Origin of the sequence: Candidatus Nitrosocaldus islandicus (assembly GCF_002906215.1) — an archaeon.
Taxonomy (GTDB): domain Archaea; phylum Thermoproteota; class Nitrososphaeria; order Nitrososphaerales; family Nitrosocaldaceae; genus Nitrosocaldus; species Nitrosocaldus cavascurensis.
Genome location: NZ_CP024014.1, coordinates 751,310 through 767,082 on the forward strand (window position 1 = coordinate 751,310; position 15,773 = coordinate 767,082).

The following is a 15,773-nucleotide window of genomic DNA, read 5'->3' on the forward strand; positions in this document are numbered from 1 at the left end:
GAGTAGTTGTATGCTACTGGTTCAGTTATCAGATGTACATGTGAGCAATGGGTTCAGGAGGGATATGCTTGAGCAAGCGATAGATGAGGTTAATAGCCTTGCTCCAGATGTGGTAGTTGTAACAGGGGATATAACAGATAATGGTATACTCCAAGAGTATGAGAGGGCTAGAGCATACGTAAACATGTTGAAATGTAAGAATATAATAATGCTTGCAGGGAACCATGATTATAGGAATACAGGTTATCTGCTATTCAAGAGGTTCTTTGCTCCAAAGCAGGTTTATGAGGATGATCAATGTATAATAGCAACGCTTAGCACTGCAAGACCAGATAGAGATGAGGGTGAGGTAGGCTACAGACAGAACCTCTGGCTATTCAACACACTAACAGATGCAAGCAAGGATGGGAAGGTTAAGATCATTGCTATGCATCATCACCTCATCCCTATACCAGATACTGGGAGCGATAGGATAATAGTGTTAGATGCTGGAGATGTGCTCCAGACTGCGTTGGAGGCTGGTGTTAACCTTGTACTCTGTGGACATAAACATAGGCCATGGATATGGCAACTTGGTAGCCTTATTATAGCCTATGCTGGTACAGTATCATCAGAGCGTATGAGAGGGTTCTTCAAGAACAGCTACAATATAATTGATGTGCATAGGGATAGGGTAGAGATAACGCTAAAGGTTGTAGGAGGGGAGAGCATGTCCCTCAAGGATATAGTAAAGGCTAGAGAGGTTGTGATGGAAGGCTAATGCAGTAAATGAATAATTATGAAGGATGTATGATTAGTGCAGTATAGTTACCAGTCAAGCACCACAGTTGCTATAATAAACACATGCATTTAGTTAGTAGGATTATTATTATTATCATCATCCTTCCTTATATATTGCTAGTTAGATGTATAGCCTTATAACCTTACCATCCATCTCCATCTCTCTCCAATCAATACCCTCATCATGCTTACTTGTGATCTCAACCCTCTTTGCTCTAACCAGATATGCAAGTTCATCCTTGAATTCCTTAACCATCCCCACACTCTCATCATCCAAGCCAGAGATGAATGCTACTTCAACCACATCCGTTGGATTATAACCTCTCTCCTTCCTCAACGCTTGCAGCCTCCTTGCAATATCCCTTATCATACCCTTTGCAATGAGCCTTCTATCCCTTGTTGTTGAGAGTATAACCATAACCACCCTATCCATCATCTTCTCATCCATCTTTAGTGTATATCCTTCCATAGGTTCAAGGTTGATATCAAGATCATCCCTTGTAACTTCTATAGCCTTATCCTCATACGTTATAGTGAACCTACCATTAGCACTCAACTCCCTTAGCAGTTCAACCTTATCCATGGTAGAGAACCTCTCAACAACCTTTGGTAGATCAGCCTTTGCCTTACCTGCTATACTCTTAAGCCTTAGGTTGATACTTGCCTTTACTGGCAGACCAGCATCTATCATCCTCAACACTCTCTCTACACCATCTTGAGCATCTACCGCAACCAGCCTGATACACTCCACATTCATCTGAACCCTCATTATATCCATCAACCTACTCAATGCATCAACATCACTACTACTAGCAAGGCATACATACGCATGGCTTAGAGGCCAACGCCTCTTAAGCATAGCCTTCATCCTAGCAGCATTTGCTAAAGATATAACCTCATTAAGCAATGAGAAAGACCTCTCAACCTCTTCATCTATCAACTCCTTGGAAGGTTTAACCCATCCTTCTAGAAGGATGCTCTCCTTACGCTTGAAGCATGCAAGGTAGAGATACTCTGTTATGAATGGGCATATTGGGTGCATGAGTATATCTATTGTTAGGAGTGTATGTGCAAGCGTAGAGTATATTGCAAGCCTCCTGCTTAACCCTTCAGCGCTATCATCCCATAATTCATACCTTGTGAATGGAACGTATGTCTGGCTTAGATCATCTATTATGAAGCTCTCTATTGCTCTAGCAGATTCATGGAACCTACATCGCTCATAGCCCTCTGTAACCTTCTCTATTAGTGCCTGTAGCCTTGATAGGAGCCATAGTTCACTTACCCTCAACAGGTTACTGCTTCTAGCCCATTCTAGTGTATGCTTATGCTGATCATATCCATCGTAACTTGCATTCTGCATAAAGTATATGTGCAAGTTATATAACGTGCTTAGAACCTGATACACCCTCCTCTTCATCTCATCAATGCTGAAGCTTAAAGCATCTATTGGACTTGCCTTCCAAATGAAGTAGAACCTAACCATATCAACAGGGTTGTTCTTGAGCAACTCTAATGCATCTATAACATTGCCTAAACTCTTACTCATCTTGTTACCATGCTCATCAACTATATGTCCTTGGAAGAGGAATGCCTTGAATGGCGATTCATCCTTGCCCTTCATTATAACATTCTCCATTAATAGTGTGTATGCCCAGCCTCTAGTCTGATCTATCCCTTCGGTAAGGAATGGTACTGGTATGAACCTCTCATACTCCTCATCACTCATGGATGCGTATGGTGCTGCACCACTGTTATGCCATGTATCAAGCACGAATGGCTCCCTGTATGCCTTTGAGTTGCACTTGCTGCATCTTACAACTACTCTATCTATCCATGGTCTATGGAGTTCAAAGAACTGCCCATCTGGTAACTCTAGAGCATTCTTTACTATCTCATCCCTGCTGAACAATGGTATCTTTGCTTTGCATGCTGGGTTTGAGCATACCCATATGGGTAATGGTGTACCCCATACCCTCTCCCTTGATATACACCATGGCTTCCTCTCGCCTATTATTGCAAGGAATCTATTCCTAGGCTCTTGATAGAAGTACTCAACACTCTCAGCAGCCTTTAATGCCTTATCTGCTATCCTATCTATGAGGTAGAAGTACTCCCTCCTTGCAATCCATACAAGTTTATGATGGGACCTCCAGCATGTTGGGTACTCATGCCTTATCTTACCTATCTTGATGAGCGAGCCTTTCTCCTTGAGGAGTTCTACAACCTTTGCATCTGCATCCCTAACAAATAAACCAGCAAAGATACCTGCCTCTTGAGTGAATACTGCAGCATCATCTATTGGGTTAAAGATTGGAAGCATCCTCTTACTTGCTACCTCAAAGTCCTCCTCACCGTTAGCTGGGGATAGATGCACTATACCAGAGCCAGTATCTGTAGCAACGAAATCCTCAGCAACAACCATATGCACTCTATCTGCTATAGCCTTGAGTCCAGGGATGAGATCTAGTAAGGGATGCTCATACCTCTTACCCTCCAACTCGTAACCCTTTACTACCCTCACTATTGAATAGGAATCTATGCCAAACTCATCCATGAGGCTAGCAAGTCTATCACTCCCAACTATCCATATCTCATCCTTACCATCGTAGCCATCATCATTATTATCATCATCCTTACTACCAACCCTTACATTCACATACGCATAATCTGCATCTGGGTTAACACCAACCATCTCATCTGTAACAACAGTGAATGGCATGGTTGTCCATACCACTATGTATGTATCCTTACCCTGCTCTTTACCATCAAGCATCCTAACCTTGTAGTATAGTGAGGGATCTTCAACCATCTCATACCCTTGTGATACTTCAGCATGGCTTAGAGATGTCTGGCAACTTGGGCAGTATGCTACTACCCTGTAACCTTCAGCAAGTATGCCCTGCTCCCATGCCCTCTTGAGATACCTCCACTCCCTCTCTATATACTCATCCTTGTATGTCCAGTATGCATGCTCATAGTCCATGCTCATACCAAGTAGCATATCAGCCTCTACCCACTTCCCATTGTACTTATGAACTAACCTCTTACACTCCTCAACTAGCCTCTCCATACCTATGCTCTTTAGGTTCTCAAGCTTGCTTCCTGTAAGCCCAAGTTCCTTCTCAGCCTGCAACTCAACTGGAAGACCTTGAGTATCCCAACCTGCCCTGAATACCACCTTGAAGCCCTTCATCGTGTTAAACCTATACCATAGATCCTTGATAACCCTGCCCCTAAGATGACCTAGGTGGGGCTCACCATTCATGGTTGGAGGACCTTCAACGAACCCTATAACCTCCCTATTAGCATCCTTTAGCATACCATCAATCATGCCTTTTAGGTTTATGCTTTTATAGTACTCCCTAACACTCATCTCCATCGACTTTGGCTCAAACCTCTTAAGTTCAAACATCATCAACACCAGAGATAGGTTACTGTGAGGTTATAAAAATTAATACTTGTATGTTGAAGTATATGCATGAGGGTTAGGATAGGGCATACACCAGATGCGGATGATGCATTCATGTTCTACGCAATAGCAGAGGGCAAGGTTACCATTGAAGGGGTTGAGGTTGAGCATGTTGTAGAGGATATAGAGAGGCTTAACAGGATGGCCTTGAGGAATGAGTTGGATGTTACTGCAATATCAGCACATGCATATGCATATACTAAAGGTTATGCCATACTTAGGAGTGGTGCAAGCTTTGGCCTATCCTATGGACCAATACTGGTTGCAAGGCATGCTATAAGTAGCATTGATGAGTTAGCATACATGAGGATAGCAGTGCCAGGCAAGTTGACCACAGCATACCTCCTGCTTGAGATGGCATTAAGAGATTACCTGCAGAAGGATATGGATGTTGCTGCTAAGATTGTGGAGATGAGGTTCGATGAGATAGAGGATGCTGTACTCTCAAGCAAGGTTGATGCTGGTTTGCTTATACATGAAGCACAGATAGCATACAGGCAAGGGCTACATAAGTTGCTTGATCTTGGAGAATGGTGGAGTAAAGTAAGCAATGGTCTGCCATTACCATTGGGTATAGATGTTGCTAGTCTCTCCCTTGGTGAGATCTCCTCTAAGATAAGCATCTTGCTCAAACAATCAATAGCATATGCATATGAGCATTTTGATGATGCAGTTGATTATGCTATGCGCTATTCAAGGGGCAAGGATAGAGGTACAATAGCAAGGTTCGTTAGGATGTATGTTAATGACCTTGCCATGGATATGGATGAGGTAGGCTACAATGCTTTGAAGAGACTCTACTCCCTAGCATCAAGCAGAGGTATCATAAACGAGCCTAAGATCATCCTAGTCTAATAATAGCAGCAGTAGTAGTAGATGAGAAGGACAGAGATTGTTAATAAACATCATCCATAATGTAGTTACAGATGAAGTATAGAATGTTATATCTATAACAATGAAGCAGATGCAACTGCAACGCATACAGCATTAAGCAGCCTAAATACAGTTATCAAATACAAGTGTAGAGATGATCTTATATATGACTCAGGTGAGTTGAAGAGGAAGGTGTTCAAACAACCCCTCTGCCATAATGCCTCTAGCCAATTACAGTAATTCATCAGAACCTATTACACCTTTGCAGACCATATACAACTCTTCCCATCCTTAATTAATCTTATTTAAAACAGTATACATGACCTATCCTTGGTCTGATGAGACCTTCTTGAGTTAGCAGGATGGGTACTGCTTATCTGCTTATAGGCCCATCCACATACTTTATAAGACCAGACTAGCATAGCATAGATCTCTATTTGTACAGCATCTACGCATGTATAAAAAAGGTTATTAGAGTATAAGTGGTTATTTGATACATGGATCTAAGGATACTAGTAATTGGGGCAGTGCTGATTGCGGTTGGTGTAGTAGTAGGTGTATTCTTTGGTAACGTAGTTAGATCTGGGCCATTGGAGGAGTTCAACACTGCTAGAGGGTTGGTACAGATTGGAACGCTTATTGCAGGTATAGGCACACTCATGGTTCTTGTAAGCTTTGGGTTGAAGAGGAGGAGAAGTCCCTATGGTCCTGGAAAGGGTAGAGCACTCTGATCTAATTATGAAGTACCATGGGTATAGATAATAAATAGGATAAAGGATTTAAGGTTCTTTGCTCTTAATCTACATATGAGTCTATTCGTGGCACAGAAGAGACTGGCAAAGAAGGATATGCATACCCTCTACGATGCTGCCTTCTCAAAACTAGAGAGATTATCTAATAAGGAACTCCTTGACCTCATGAAGGATGAGAATGCTAGTAGTGAGTTAAGGGAGAAGGCAAAGGATCTGCTCTGGAAGAGGTTAGACCCACAAGATAGGGATACTGTAGAGGTTTAACCCAACTGCTGAAGAGCATCAGTATAATGGTAGTACAGCAATGGTAGCATCAAGTTTGCTCCCAAGGGAATACTATCCACTCATCATCCCTGCATAGCTCAGCATAGTAATCTGGCTTGAATACACTTCTAGGCTTCATGTATAGCGTAACTGCTATGATAGTATCATTGCTCTTACCCCCCTTACCATTAAGAGCCTCAGTAACAGTCTTGATTGTGAGTCCTGTATCTGCTATATCATCAACAACAAGCATAATCCTTCCCTCCCTTCTACATCTATCTATCTTGTCCTGCATATCTTGAAGAGGTGTTATGAATGCTATGCTAACATCCTCATCCATCCTCATACCCTGATAATGTCTTGCCCTAATCAAATCAATATCATCTACTGAGAGCATCTTTGCTATAATCATAGCAGGAACTATACCTCCTCTAGCAACTGCCAGTATGCATCCTATGTTTACACCATCATCCCTTATCTTATCTGCTATGAGTGAGCATAACCTGTTCACCTCATCCCAGTCTATGTATCTCTTGAGTAATCTCATTTTAATCGCAACTCTTCAATATGCTATATATCTTCAATATGCTATATAGAAGGCTCAGATGTATCTTATCACGTTATGGAAGGTATCCCTAAGCGCTGGTACTCTACCTATCTCCCTAACCATACTTGCCAACTCCTCTATGCTCGTTGCATTACTTATGCCAGTAGCCTTGTATATCTCCTCAGCGAATGCAGTACCAACCAGATCGTTACCGCCATAGCACAACCCTACCTGAGCAAGTTTCTTACCCAATGCAAGCCAGTAGACTGAGATGTTGTTTATTGCATTGGCAAGCATAAGCCTAGATACTGCGATTATCCTTAGATCGTAGAGCGATGAGCACTGCTCCCTTACAAGACCCTTCTGGTGGAGTTCGGTATTCTCTGGACTGAACTTCAGTGGTATGAATGTTAAGAACCCATTGGTCCTCTTCTGCAGATCCCTTAGCCTGATGAGATGGTCTATGATATGCTCACTTCTCTCTACATGCCCATAGAGCATTGTACAATTGCTCTTTATCCCAAGCCTATGTGCTTCTTCAGCAACCTGCAACCATTCATCGCCAGAGCATTTGCCAACAACTATCTTATCCCTAACCTCCTTGTGGAATATCTCTGCTCCCCCTCCTGCTAGAGCATCAAGACCAGCATCCTTTAGCCTTGATAGCACTTCCTTTACACTGTTGCGTGTAACCCGTGCTATGAAGAATACCTCTGCTGGGGTTAGTGCTTTTACAGTAACACCTTTGAACCTTGACTTTATTGCTTTGATCATCTGCTCATAGTACTCAAGCCCAAGCCTTGGATGGAATCCTCCAACTATATGCAGTTCATTTGCACCCATCATCACACCCTCTCCTGCTCTCTTAACCATATCCTCCACGCTTAGAGTGTATGCATCATCATCACCATCCTTCCTGTAGAATGCACATAGAGGGCATGAGGCAGCGCATACATTGGTATAGTTTATGTAGTATGAGCAGGTAAATGTAACTGTATCACCCTTCAATCTACTCCTAACTATATCTGCAACCATCCCAAGGGTATGGATATCATCATACTCCATCAACTCAAGCCCATCGTTAAATGATAACTCCTCTCCATTGAGTGCACGCTCCAAAGCCCTACTAGCATACATGCTTATGCTCATCATAATAGCCTTGATGCTCTCCACTATAATAAGATAAGGTAGCATGGGTTAGTGCCTATCCTATGTCAAAGGATAAATACCATGATTTTGTGCTAGCGTATAGAGGTGTAGTATGTATGAGCAATACTCTATCACTTAAGAGTGATGTTGAGGATATACTAATCAAGGCGTTGGATAGCAAGAGGGATGAGCATCTTGACTATGATGAGTGTGTAAGGCTGATGAGATCAAGGGATGTTAACCTAATAGGCAAGGTAGCAAACATCCTCAAGGAGAGGCTCTATGGCAAGACTGTATCCTTCATAAACAACCTCATCCTTAACTACACAAATGTATGCATAACATACTGTAAGTTCTGTGCATTCTACAGACCTCCAAGGCATTCTGAGGGTTACACAGTAAGCATAGATGAGTGCATAAGGAGGGTTGGTATTGCAAAGGAACTCTTCAATATAAAGCAGGTTCTTATGCAGGGAGGGCATAACCCTGATCTTGGGATAGAATACTATGAGTCCATCTTTAAAGCAATAAAGGCAAGGTTCCCTGATGTTGCAATACATGCACTCTCCCCTTCAGAGTTGGATATGATAGCAAAGGTTGAGAGATCAAGCACTAAAGAAATACTCTCAAGGTTAAAGGATGCTGGTCTAGACTCTATACCTGGAGGGGGTGCAGAGATACTTGATGATGAGGTTAAGAGAGTGATAAGCCCATTGAAGATAAGGAGTGATGAGTGGTTAAGGATAATGGAAGAGGCACATATGCTAGGTATAAAGACATCAGCAACCATGATGTATGGTCATGTTGAGAGTATAGAGCATAGGGCAAGATCGTTGATGAGGATAATAGATTTGCAGAAGAGGACCCATGGGTTCATAGCATTCATACCATGGAACTTCGAGCCAAACAACACAGAGTTGAAGAGGGAAGGTCTTGTAAAGTACTCATCTGGAGGCATGGAGTTGCTAAAGATGATTTCAATATCAAGGATAATGCTTTACGGGCTTATAGATCATATACAGTCATCCTGGCTTACAAATGGAATAGGAATGGCTCAACTAGCACTTCACTATGGTGCAGATGACTTTGGAGGGACACTCCATGGAGAGGAGGTTGTATCTGCAACTGGGGCAAGAGCAACAACACTTACACAGGAGAGGATAGTCAATGCAATAATGCAGGTAGGTATGAGAGCGGTAGAGAGAGATAATATGTACAATATAGTTAGATACTTTGATTGATTGATTGATTGATTGATTGACTGATCGATCAATCGATTAACCAACAATTAGTTAGTAACCATCATCTAAAGTACTCACTCCACCTTCTATCTACAAGTGCCTTCGTTTGCTCATCAACTTCTGCAAGTTCAGGAGTGTAGTATGCCCCTTCCTCCTTCCACTTGCTTGTTGCATCTATCCCTATCTTTGAGCCTATGTTAGGGCTGCTTGCTGCAGGATCTAGCGTATCTGTGGGCATGTTATCCAGCACAAGTATATCTCTAGCAGGATTGCATCTTGCAGTTACAGCCCATATAACCTCATCCATGTTATGTACATCAACATCATCATCTACAACTATTATCATCTTCGTTAGTGCTAGTTGCCCTAGACCCCATAGTCCAAGCATCACCTTCTTTGCCTGAGCAGGGTACCTCTTCCTTATAGACACTATGGCCAAGCCTTGAAACCATCCTGCTGCTGGCATTGCAAAGTCCACAACCTCTGGATGGAACATCCTTATCAATGGGAGGAAGGCTCTCTCTATAACATAGCCTATGTAAGCATCCTCCAACACTGGCTTACCTACAACAGTTGTAAGGTATATTGGATCATCTCTACGCATAATACCTTTAAGGTTAAAGACTGGATATGGTTCCTGCTCACTGTAGTAGCCTACATGATCACCAAACGGACCCTCAAGCCTTAAATCGTTTGGATCAACATATCCTTCAAGCACTATCTCAGCCTCTGCTGGAACCTCAAGATCTATGCTATTGCACTTGACTAGCCTTAACCCCTTACTCCTTACTATACCAGCAAAGAGGTATTTATCAAGCCCTTCAGGTACTGGGGCTACTGCAGAGAATACTGTTGCTGGATCTGCGCCTATTATAACAGCAACCTCTATACCCTTCCCCTTCTCCTTGTTCATGAGGTAGTGCTGTGCTCCCCTCTTGTGTATCTGCCAGTGCATTATAGCATGCTTATCATCCAGTATCTGCATCCTGTACACTCCTAGGTTCCTAATACCAGTCTCTGGGTTCTTTGTTAATACTAGCCCAAATGTTATGAACCTTCCAGCATCCTTTGGCCAGCACTTCAATGCTGGTAATGATAGAAGTGATGCATAATCCTCGCCCTCATAAACCTCATTTACTGGACCCTTGCCAACGATCTTTGGTGCTGTATCTGCAATATCAGAGAGCTTGGGGAGCATCCTTATCTTCCCTAACAGACTTGAGGGCATCTCCATCCTTGCAAGAGATGTTATCTTCTCACCTATCTCCTCAAACTCCTCCATCTGTAATGCTAGCTTCATCCTCTCAATGCTACCAAATGCATTGCCTAGAACCCTCATGCTATAGTTATCAACATCCTCAAAGAGCAGTGCTGGTCCCCTTGCATACATCACCCTCCTCAGTATCTCAGCCATCTCAAGATCAACACTAACCTTTGTCTTAACCCTCTTCAGCATACCTGCAGCATCCAGAGCATCCATATACTCCCTTAGGTTCTCAAATGGCATTGCACTCTATTGCTCTATACTCCATCATTTATTTACTTGTTACTCTACCTAGTGCAGCATCTTCAACAGCCTTTATGCACGATGTTATATACACACTCAACCCATTCAGATGCTCTAACACCCTTGCTAGACTGTTGGTGTAGTTATGCACTGATAATAGGTACTCATCCTCATCAGTGTAATCCAACTCTATCTTACTCCACTCATCCTCCTCATCTTTATCATCCTGTCTTGGAAGCGATACAAGTTCTATCTTGCCGAATGGATTCCTATGCGCTATGAAGCCATTGAACTCCTTCAGAGCAACTATACTCCTAGCACTTATACTGCTCACTACTTTACTTGCTTGCACACCTCCTCTTATCCATGCATTGGTTAGCAGAGAGCATGCATACAACTCATCATCTATACTCTTATGCATCTCATCACGTATAACCATCCTTATCAGGTTTATATGCGCAATGAAGTTGCTAACCTGCTCCTCCCTTATTGCTATTGCAGCAATGTTCATACCCTTCCCCTTCATCCTTGTGAATCTTGATGGTCTTGTGGTGAAGTTGCCCCTAGTAACAACAGCCTGCTCTGCACTCATGAGTGAGAACCCATTGCTCATCATAGCCCTTATGAAGCTGTCAGTATCAGCAAGTATAGCCTCCCTGAAGAATAGTTCTAATGCTATTGTCATACTCCTTATCCGTATCTGCATCTATAGACTATCAATTGAAGTATAATACAACCCTTTCCATACCTCTCATATAGTTGGTAACCAGTTAGCATCTGTAAATATATTAAGTTAAAATATTCTAATGTAATAGGATTTCTATCGTAGTATTATCAAAATATTAGTAGTCAATTATCAAATACAAAAGGTTAATAATATGTTATAAGTAATAATTAGTATGTTGAGCTCGAGCGAGGATATGGAGGCTACAGCATTCGAGGAGTTCGAGGGTAAGTATCCAGAGGAGTTGAAGAACCAGATATATGATCTAGTATTGACTGCAATAGGAAGATACATAGAAGGTAACAACCTTAGGGATAGTGATTTCCCAAGGATTGCATCATCAGCACTCTACATACTAGCACTATCCCTAGCAAGGAAGGGTCCAATAGAGAGTATTGAGGAGGCTGAGAAGTATCTACTGGATCAACTACACAGCATACATACAAAGGGTCATGCTGCTATAGTGGAGATATACAGGAATGCTATGGAGAGGAGATGATTGATGGATATAAAATATAGCACTAGCAGTCTATGATGGTATGAGGAGAAGAATACATATCACACCTTGGACTCATTTTATTTGATGATCTAACAATCAACCCACTGATCTGGGAGTACCAATCCTGAGTTATCTACTGCAAAGGCCATGTTGTTGAGCGTTACCTGAAACCTCATCATGCCCCTACTGACTATAACCTCTATATCATCTACAGTATCAGGATCTATGCTAGGCTCTATCCTCTTTATAACTGCATGTATGCTCTCATGCGATATTATAGCCTCGATGTAGCGCTCTATCCCCTTGAACCCACTCATGCCATGCCTTGCATGCATCTCTGAGTTTATTATCAGCATAGTACTGCCTTCGTATGTGAAGTATGGAGGAGAGCCATCTATTGCACATGCAAATGCAACATCATCTATACACATATCCTCCATCATCAAATCCTCTTAATTAAAAATTTTAGTTTCTATTATCTATCTCTATCTCTCTGCCTATCTATAACCTCTCTTACATCACTGCTCCTTAACCCTCATAACCCTATTCCTTCCTAGCACTCTCCAGTACTCAACCTGTGCTCCCTGCTTAATCTTTGCCTTTGCATCCTCCTCTATAGAATCTGTCTCAAATACCTCGAAGGTCTCTAGATCCATGAGTTGGAGCATGTTATTATTTATCGATATTATCTGTCCATTCCTCTTCTCTATTATTGGTACATCTATATTTGCATCAACTGGAGATACTATGCTACGCTTCACACCATCGAATAGGCCTATGGCTACTACCCTAGCCTTCGCTGAGCCATGCTATCTGGGCAACCTTACACCATGCAAGGTTGCATACCAGGCTTGCTCTTCTCGTATGAGACTATCTTACAGGGTTCTCCATCTATTATTATGTATGAGCCTTCCTTCACACTACCTAGATCAACCGGCTTGCTCATACCATATTGCATATGCAGGAGTTATTTAATAATTTGCATATAGTATTGAGATAACCTATCTACTTACTTCAACTGCTCAAGTACTGATAGGCTCATGAGATGCTCAACATATATACCTCTCCTTATCACATCCAACCTTACCTTCTCACAGTACCTCTGCTCACTTATATGGCTCTCATCACTATCCAACTGCAAGAGCAGTATATTATCAGCATAAGGATATGCAAATTTGAGCATTCTCTCTGGGATGAGTTGCATCCTTGCAAGGTTTGCTGTCTTTATCCTCCACTGCTTTCGCTGAAATACACTCTCCAGATCCTTCACCTCAACCCTGCCATATCCACGCTTCAGAACATTGACAGATACAAAGTTAAGCCTTGATATCCTTGGTCTATCAAGTAGTTCAAGCCTATTTGAGAAGAGTATGGATATGCTTGATGGTATATATGTATAGATATCCTCAACCACCTCCTCCCTATCATTATAAGTTGCAATGAGGTAGTGGTTCACATACTCGGTGAGGTATGATCTAAACTCATTGGACATGGTTACAGTAGCAAAGTATAGATCGATTATGTTGGATGAGTCCCTCCAGTAGACCTTGAGCCTCTTGCTACCCTCATCATGCATGTAAGGTACGCAGACTATATCTATCAATACCTAACACTTTATGCGGATATAAAATATAAATAAGTTAAAAAGGTGATGTGGATAAAACACGTTTATATGCTGAGTATATAGATTATGGTAAAAGATAATATCATGAAGAGAGATGAGTAACTGATGGTATGGGCTTGGGTGAGGCTAGTAGTAATAATGATGATAGCAGTAGTAGTAATGATATGATGATGATGAAGAAGAAGGATGGAGGTGAAAGGAAGGAGGATGAAGTATGCAAGGTTGTGCTGATAAACAACATAACCAATGGGATAGGATTAGCATTATCATCAAGACTTACAAGCATGGGTTTCATAACTTATGCTCTTGGTATTGGTGAAGAATCAACAACCTCTAGCGTAAGGATGGTTGGTAAGTGCAAGGGTGGTGTTGATGGGGTAGAGGAGTGTATAAGCACTATATTAGAGGAGGTTGATAGTATAGATGCTTTAATAAACCTACCAGCATATGCCCAGTTGGGTACAATTGAGGATATCACTGTTGAGGAACTTGTAGAGCAGTTAAACGCAAATCTATTCCATACTGCAGGACTCATCAAGGCAGTTGTGCCAGTTATGAAAGAGCAGGGTAGAGGTGTGATAATCAACGTAACTTCCCTAGCAGGGATGATGGGGTTCCCTGCAATAACTGCATTTGCTAGCAGTATGTTTGCATTAGAAGGGTTAAGTGAGTGCCTTAGGTATGAACTAATGCAGTATGGGATAGATGTGGTGCTTGTAGAGCCTGGAGCAGTTAAGAGCGATAAGCATATTCTAAGGCTACCAAGGAGATGCTCAGATATGCTCAACAGCGTGCATAGAGGCTTGACCCATCTCATAGAGCATGGACTTAACGCTGATGAGGTTGCAGATACCATAATCAAGATAATAAACAACTGCTACAAAGGTGTAAGACCAAGGATGAGGTACATAGTTGGGGATCATGCATATGTTATGTTTGAGGCAAAGAGGAGGATGAGTGAGGATGAGTTCGAGGAACTTGTAATGAGGGATGTGGGCTTGGCTTAGCATGGAAGAGCGTAGAGAAGAGGCGTTATTATGCATTGTATGATTAGATGAGGGTAATGGAGAAGTATAATCACCAACTGTAGCATGTATTTAGCATCTATCTATGGCGACTCCAACGGGTTAGGCCTCTCAAGTAGTGTTGCTCTCACATCAATCACATTCCCATCCCTTATCACAGTTAGTGTGATCTGGTCACCAACTGACTTTGTTCTTTGCAGATAAACCAGTATATCGTTTATCTTCCTAACAGGGTTACCATCTATAGCTATTATAACATCTCCTCCAACCTTTATCCTTGAGCCATCGCTAAGTGTAACTATCCTGCTACCTCCCTTTATACCAGCCTTCTCTGCTGCACTGTTAGCAACAACATCTATAACAAGGAAGCCTCTAGCCTCCTTCAAGCCTAGGATCTCTGCAATCTCTGCATTCACATCCCTTCCTGATACTCCAAGCCATGGATGCCTATACTTACCCTCCTCTATCAGCACTGGGACTATCCTCTTAACCGTATTTGATGGTATTGCAAACCCTATGCCAGCGAACTCTCCAGTCCTTGATGCTATGGCTGTGTTAACACCTACAACCTCACCATACATGTTAAGCAATGGACCCCCAGAGTTACCTGGGTTTATTGCAGCATCTGTCTGTATAACATCTGGTATGTTGAACCCATTTGCTGTCTCAAGCATCCTACCCAACTGGCTCACTATGCCAGAGGTCATTGAGCCACTGAGCCCAAATGGGTTACCTATAGCTGCTACCTGCTCCCCAACCTCAAGCTTAGATGAGTCTCCTAATGGTAGTGGTCTTAACTTATCCCTGTTTACATCATCAACCTTGATAACAGCAATATCTGTGTATGGATCTACACCAACAACCCTCGCCCTATACTCAGTACCATCAAGGAACGTTACGTTCACCCTACTAGCATTCTCAACAACATGATAGTTTGTAACTATATGCCCTTGCACATCGTATATGAAGCCAGAGCCTATTCCCCTAGCACTACCCTTCTGTACAGATATCTGCACTACACTCTGCTCAGCGTACTTGAAGAGTTCTGTTAGTGTTAGTGTTCTACCTACATGCCTCTGCTCCTGCTCCTGTTCTTGTGAACTTTCCTGTACACCTCCTGGTTGTGCATTAACATGGTTACCTTCCTGTACTCCCTGTGGAGGGGATGATACTTGTGGTGGGTTGAAGAGATTGATGTTGTAGTTATAGTAGGCTAGTAACGATGCTACAACAACACCAACAACTATTATAGCGATGAGGGATACTCTCATCATTCTTATTGCTGTATGCTCTAATTAATGCTTTTACCTTTGCAT

General features: G+C 42.2%; 15 protein-coding genes and 1 pseudogene. 7 read left to right on the forward strand and 9 right to left on the reverse strand.

The features are described 5' to 3' along the window. Positions 1–10 precede the first annotated feature (10 nt). The gene (locus CRG89_RS03950) at positions 11–760 is read left to right on the forward strand and encodes a metallophosphoesterase family protein (RefSeq protein ID WP_103287035.1); all 750 of its coding nucleotides are present in this window, start codon (positions 11–13) and stop codon (positions 758–760) included. Between the two features lie 141 nt (positions 761–901). On the opposite strand, the gene ileS is transcribed toward CRG89_RS03950, so the two are convergent. Then, positions 902–4,198, reverse strand: coding sequence for an isoleucine--tRNA ligase (gene ileS / locus CRG89_RS03955; RefSeq protein ID WP_103287036.1), 3,297 nt, complete (start codon positions 4,196–4,198; stop codon positions 902–904). A gap of 63 nt (positions 4,199–4,261) precedes the next feature. Here ileS and CRG89_RS03960 point away from each other — a divergent pair, with 63 nt between their 5' ends. From CRG89_RS03960 to CRG89_RS03970, 3 genes are all read left to right on the forward strand, one after another. Beyond that, a complete protein-coding gene (locus CRG89_RS03960) occupies positions 4,262–5,107 on the forward strand; it encodes a menaquinone biosynthesis family protein (protein WP_103287037.1) in 846 nt (281 codons plus the stop codon). A 515-nt stretch (positions 5,108–5,622) separates the two neighbouring features. After that, positions 5,623–5,856 (forward strand): hypothetical protein, encoded by a 234-nt coding sequence (locus tag CRG89_RS03965; protein ID WP_103287038.1) that lies wholly within the window; start codon positions 5,623–5,625, stop codon positions 5,854–5,856. A 75-nt stretch (positions 5,857–5,931) separates the two neighbouring features. Next, positions 5,932–6,141 carry a hypothetical protein gene (locus tag CRG89_RS03970; RefSeq protein WP_148695207.1) on the forward strand — a complete coding sequence of 70 codons (210 nt, stop codon included), beginning with the start codon at positions 5,932–5,934 and terminating at the stop codon, positions 6,139–6,141. A 49-nt stretch (positions 6,142–6,190) separates the two neighbouring features. Here CRG89_RS03970 and CRG89_RS03975 read toward each other — a convergent pair whose 3' ends face one another. Together CRG89_RS03975 and CRG89_RS03980 are read right to left on the reverse strand one after the other, a co-directional pair. Next, on the reverse strand, positions 6,191–6,688 hold the full coding sequence (locus CRG89_RS03975; protein WP_103287040.1) for a phosphoribosyltransferase: 498 nt from the start codon (positions 6,686–6,688) through the stop codon (positions 6,191–6,193). Between the two features lie 54 nt (positions 6,689–6,742). Continuing rightward, entirely contained in the window at positions 6,743–7,840 is a 1,098-nt protein-coding gene (locus CRG89_RS03980; RefSeq protein ID WP_103287909.1) for a radical SAM protein, read from the reverse strand. 113 nt (positions 7,841–7,953) lie between these two features. Here CRG89_RS03980 and mqnC point away from each other — a divergent pair, with 113 nt between their 5' ends. Beyond that, complete coding sequence (gene mqnC / locus CRG89_RS03985; RefSeq protein ID WP_103287910.1) at positions 7,954–9,078, forward strand: cyclic dehypoxanthinyl futalosine synthase; 1,125 nt, start codon at positions 7,954–7,956, stop codon at positions 9,076–9,078. Positions 9,079–9,139: 61 nt separating this feature from the next. Here the strand turns inward: mqnC and CRG89_RS03990 are convergent, their stop codons facing one another. After that, positions 9,140–10,585, reverse strand: coding sequence for a menaquinone biosynthesis decarboxylase (locus tag CRG89_RS03990; RefSeq protein WP_103287041.1), 1,446 nt, complete (start codon positions 10,583–10,585; stop codon positions 9,140–9,142). Positions 10,586–10,613: 28 nt separating this feature from the next. Beyond that, positions 10,614–11,291, reverse strand: coding sequence for a hypothetical protein (locus CRG89_RS03995; protein ID WP_103287042.1), 678 nt, complete (start codon positions 11,289–11,291; stop codon positions 10,614–10,616). A 193-nt stretch (positions 11,292–11,484) separates the two neighbouring features. Between CRG89_RS03995 and CRG89_RS04000 the strand changes: the two genes are divergently transcribed. Then, positions 11,485–11,808 (forward strand): hypothetical protein, encoded by a 324-nt coding sequence (locus CRG89_RS04000; RefSeq protein ID WP_103287043.1) that lies wholly within the window; start codon positions 11,485–11,487, stop codon positions 11,806–11,808. 89 nt (positions 11,809–11,897) lie between these two features. On the opposite strand, the gene CRG89_RS04005 is transcribed toward CRG89_RS04000, so the two are convergent. The 3 genes and pseudogenes from CRG89_RS04005 to CRG89_RS04015 all read right to left on the reverse strand — a co-directional run bounded on the left by CRG89_RS04005 (position 11,898) and on the right by CRG89_RS04015 (position 13,384). Beyond that, positions 11,898–12,254, reverse strand: coding sequence for a hypothetical protein (locus tag CRG89_RS04005; RefSeq protein WP_148695206.1), 357 nt, complete (start codon positions 12,252–12,254; stop codon positions 11,898–11,900). A gap of 72 nt (positions 12,255–12,326) precedes the next feature. After that, a pseudogene (locus CRG89_RS09150) lies at positions 12,327–12,754 on the reverse strand (translation initiation factor IF-5A). 63 nt (positions 12,755–12,817) lie between these two features. Beyond that, entirely contained in the window at positions 12,818–13,384 is a 567-nt protein-coding gene (locus CRG89_RS04015; RefSeq protein WP_103287045.1) for a hypothetical protein, read from the reverse strand. Between the two features lie 158 nt (positions 13,385–13,542). Between CRG89_RS04015 and CRG89_RS04020 the strand changes: the two genes are divergently transcribed. After that, positions 13,543–14,439, forward strand: a complete 897-nt coding sequence (locus tag CRG89_RS04020) for an SDR family NAD(P)-dependent oxidoreductase (protein WP_103287046.1) — start codon at positions 13,543–13,545, stop codon at positions 14,437–14,439. Between the two features lie 101 nt (positions 14,440–14,540). Here the strand turns inward: CRG89_RS04020 and CRG89_RS04025 are convergent, their stop codons facing one another. Beyond that, positions 14,541–15,731 (reverse strand): S1C family serine protease, encoded by a 1,191-nt coding sequence (locus CRG89_RS04025; protein ID WP_197706570.1) that lies wholly within the window; start codon positions 15,729–15,731, stop codon positions 14,541–14,543. Positions 15,732–15,773: the final 42 nt, after the last annotated feature.

Excerpts from the sequence above, each read along its gene's own strand:
- CRG89_RS04020 (WP_103287046.1), top strand. The coding sequence starts at position 13,543 with ATGGGCTTGGGTGAGGCTAGTAGTAATAATGATGATAGCAGTAGTAGT.
- CRG89_RS03970 (WP_148695207.1), top strand. The coding sequence starts at position 5,932 with ATGAGTCTATTCGTGGCACAGAAGAGACTGGCAAAGAAGGATATGCAT.
- ileS (WP_103287036.1), bottom strand. The coding sequence starts at position 4,198 with ATGATGTTTGAACTTAAGAGGTTTGAGCCAAAGTCGATGGAGATGAGT.
- CRG89_RS04025 (WP_197706570.1), bottom strand. The coding sequence starts at position 15,731 with ATGATGAGAGTATCCCTCATCGCTATAATAGTTGTTGGTGTTGTTGTA.
- CRG89_RS03950 (WP_103287035.1), top strand. The coding sequence starts at position 11 with ATGCTACTGGTTCAGTTATCAGATGTACATGTGAGCAATGGGTTCAGG.
- CRG89_RS03965 (WP_103287038.1), top strand. The coding sequence starts at position 5,623 with ATGGATCTAAGGATACTAGTAATTGGGGCAGTGCTGATTGCGGTTGGT.
- CRG89_RS03980 (WP_103287909.1), bottom strand. The coding sequence starts at position 7,840 with ATGATGAGCATAAGCATGTATGCTAGTAGGGCTTTGGAGCGTGCACTC.
- CRG89_RS04000 (WP_103287043.1), top strand. The coding sequence starts at position 11,485 with ATGTTGAGCTCGAGCGAGGATATGGAGGCTACAGCATTCGAGGAGTTC.
- CRG89_RS03990 (WP_103287041.1), bottom strand. The coding sequence starts at position 10,585 with ATGCCATTTGAGAACCTAAGGGAGTATATGGATGCTCTGGATGCTGCA.
- CRG89_RS03975 (WP_103287040.1), bottom strand. The coding sequence starts at position 6,688 with ATGAGATTACTCAAGAGATACATAGACTGGGATGAGGTGAACAGGTTA.
- CRG89_RS04015 (WP_103287045.1), bottom strand. The coding sequence starts at position 13,384 with ATGCATGATGAGGGTAGCAAGAGGCTCAAGGTCTACTGGAGGGACTCA.
- mqnC (WP_103287910.1), top strand. The coding sequence starts at position 7,954 with ATGAGCAATACTCTATCACTTAAGAGTGATGTTGAGGATATACTAATC.
- CRG89_RS03995 (WP_103287042.1), bottom strand. The coding sequence starts at position 11,291 with ATGCAGATACGGATAAGGAGTATGACAATAGCATTAGAACTATTCTTC.
- CRG89_RS03960 (WP_103287037.1), top strand. The coding sequence starts at position 4,262 with ATGAGGGTTAGGATAGGGCATACACCAGATGCGGATGATGCATTCATG.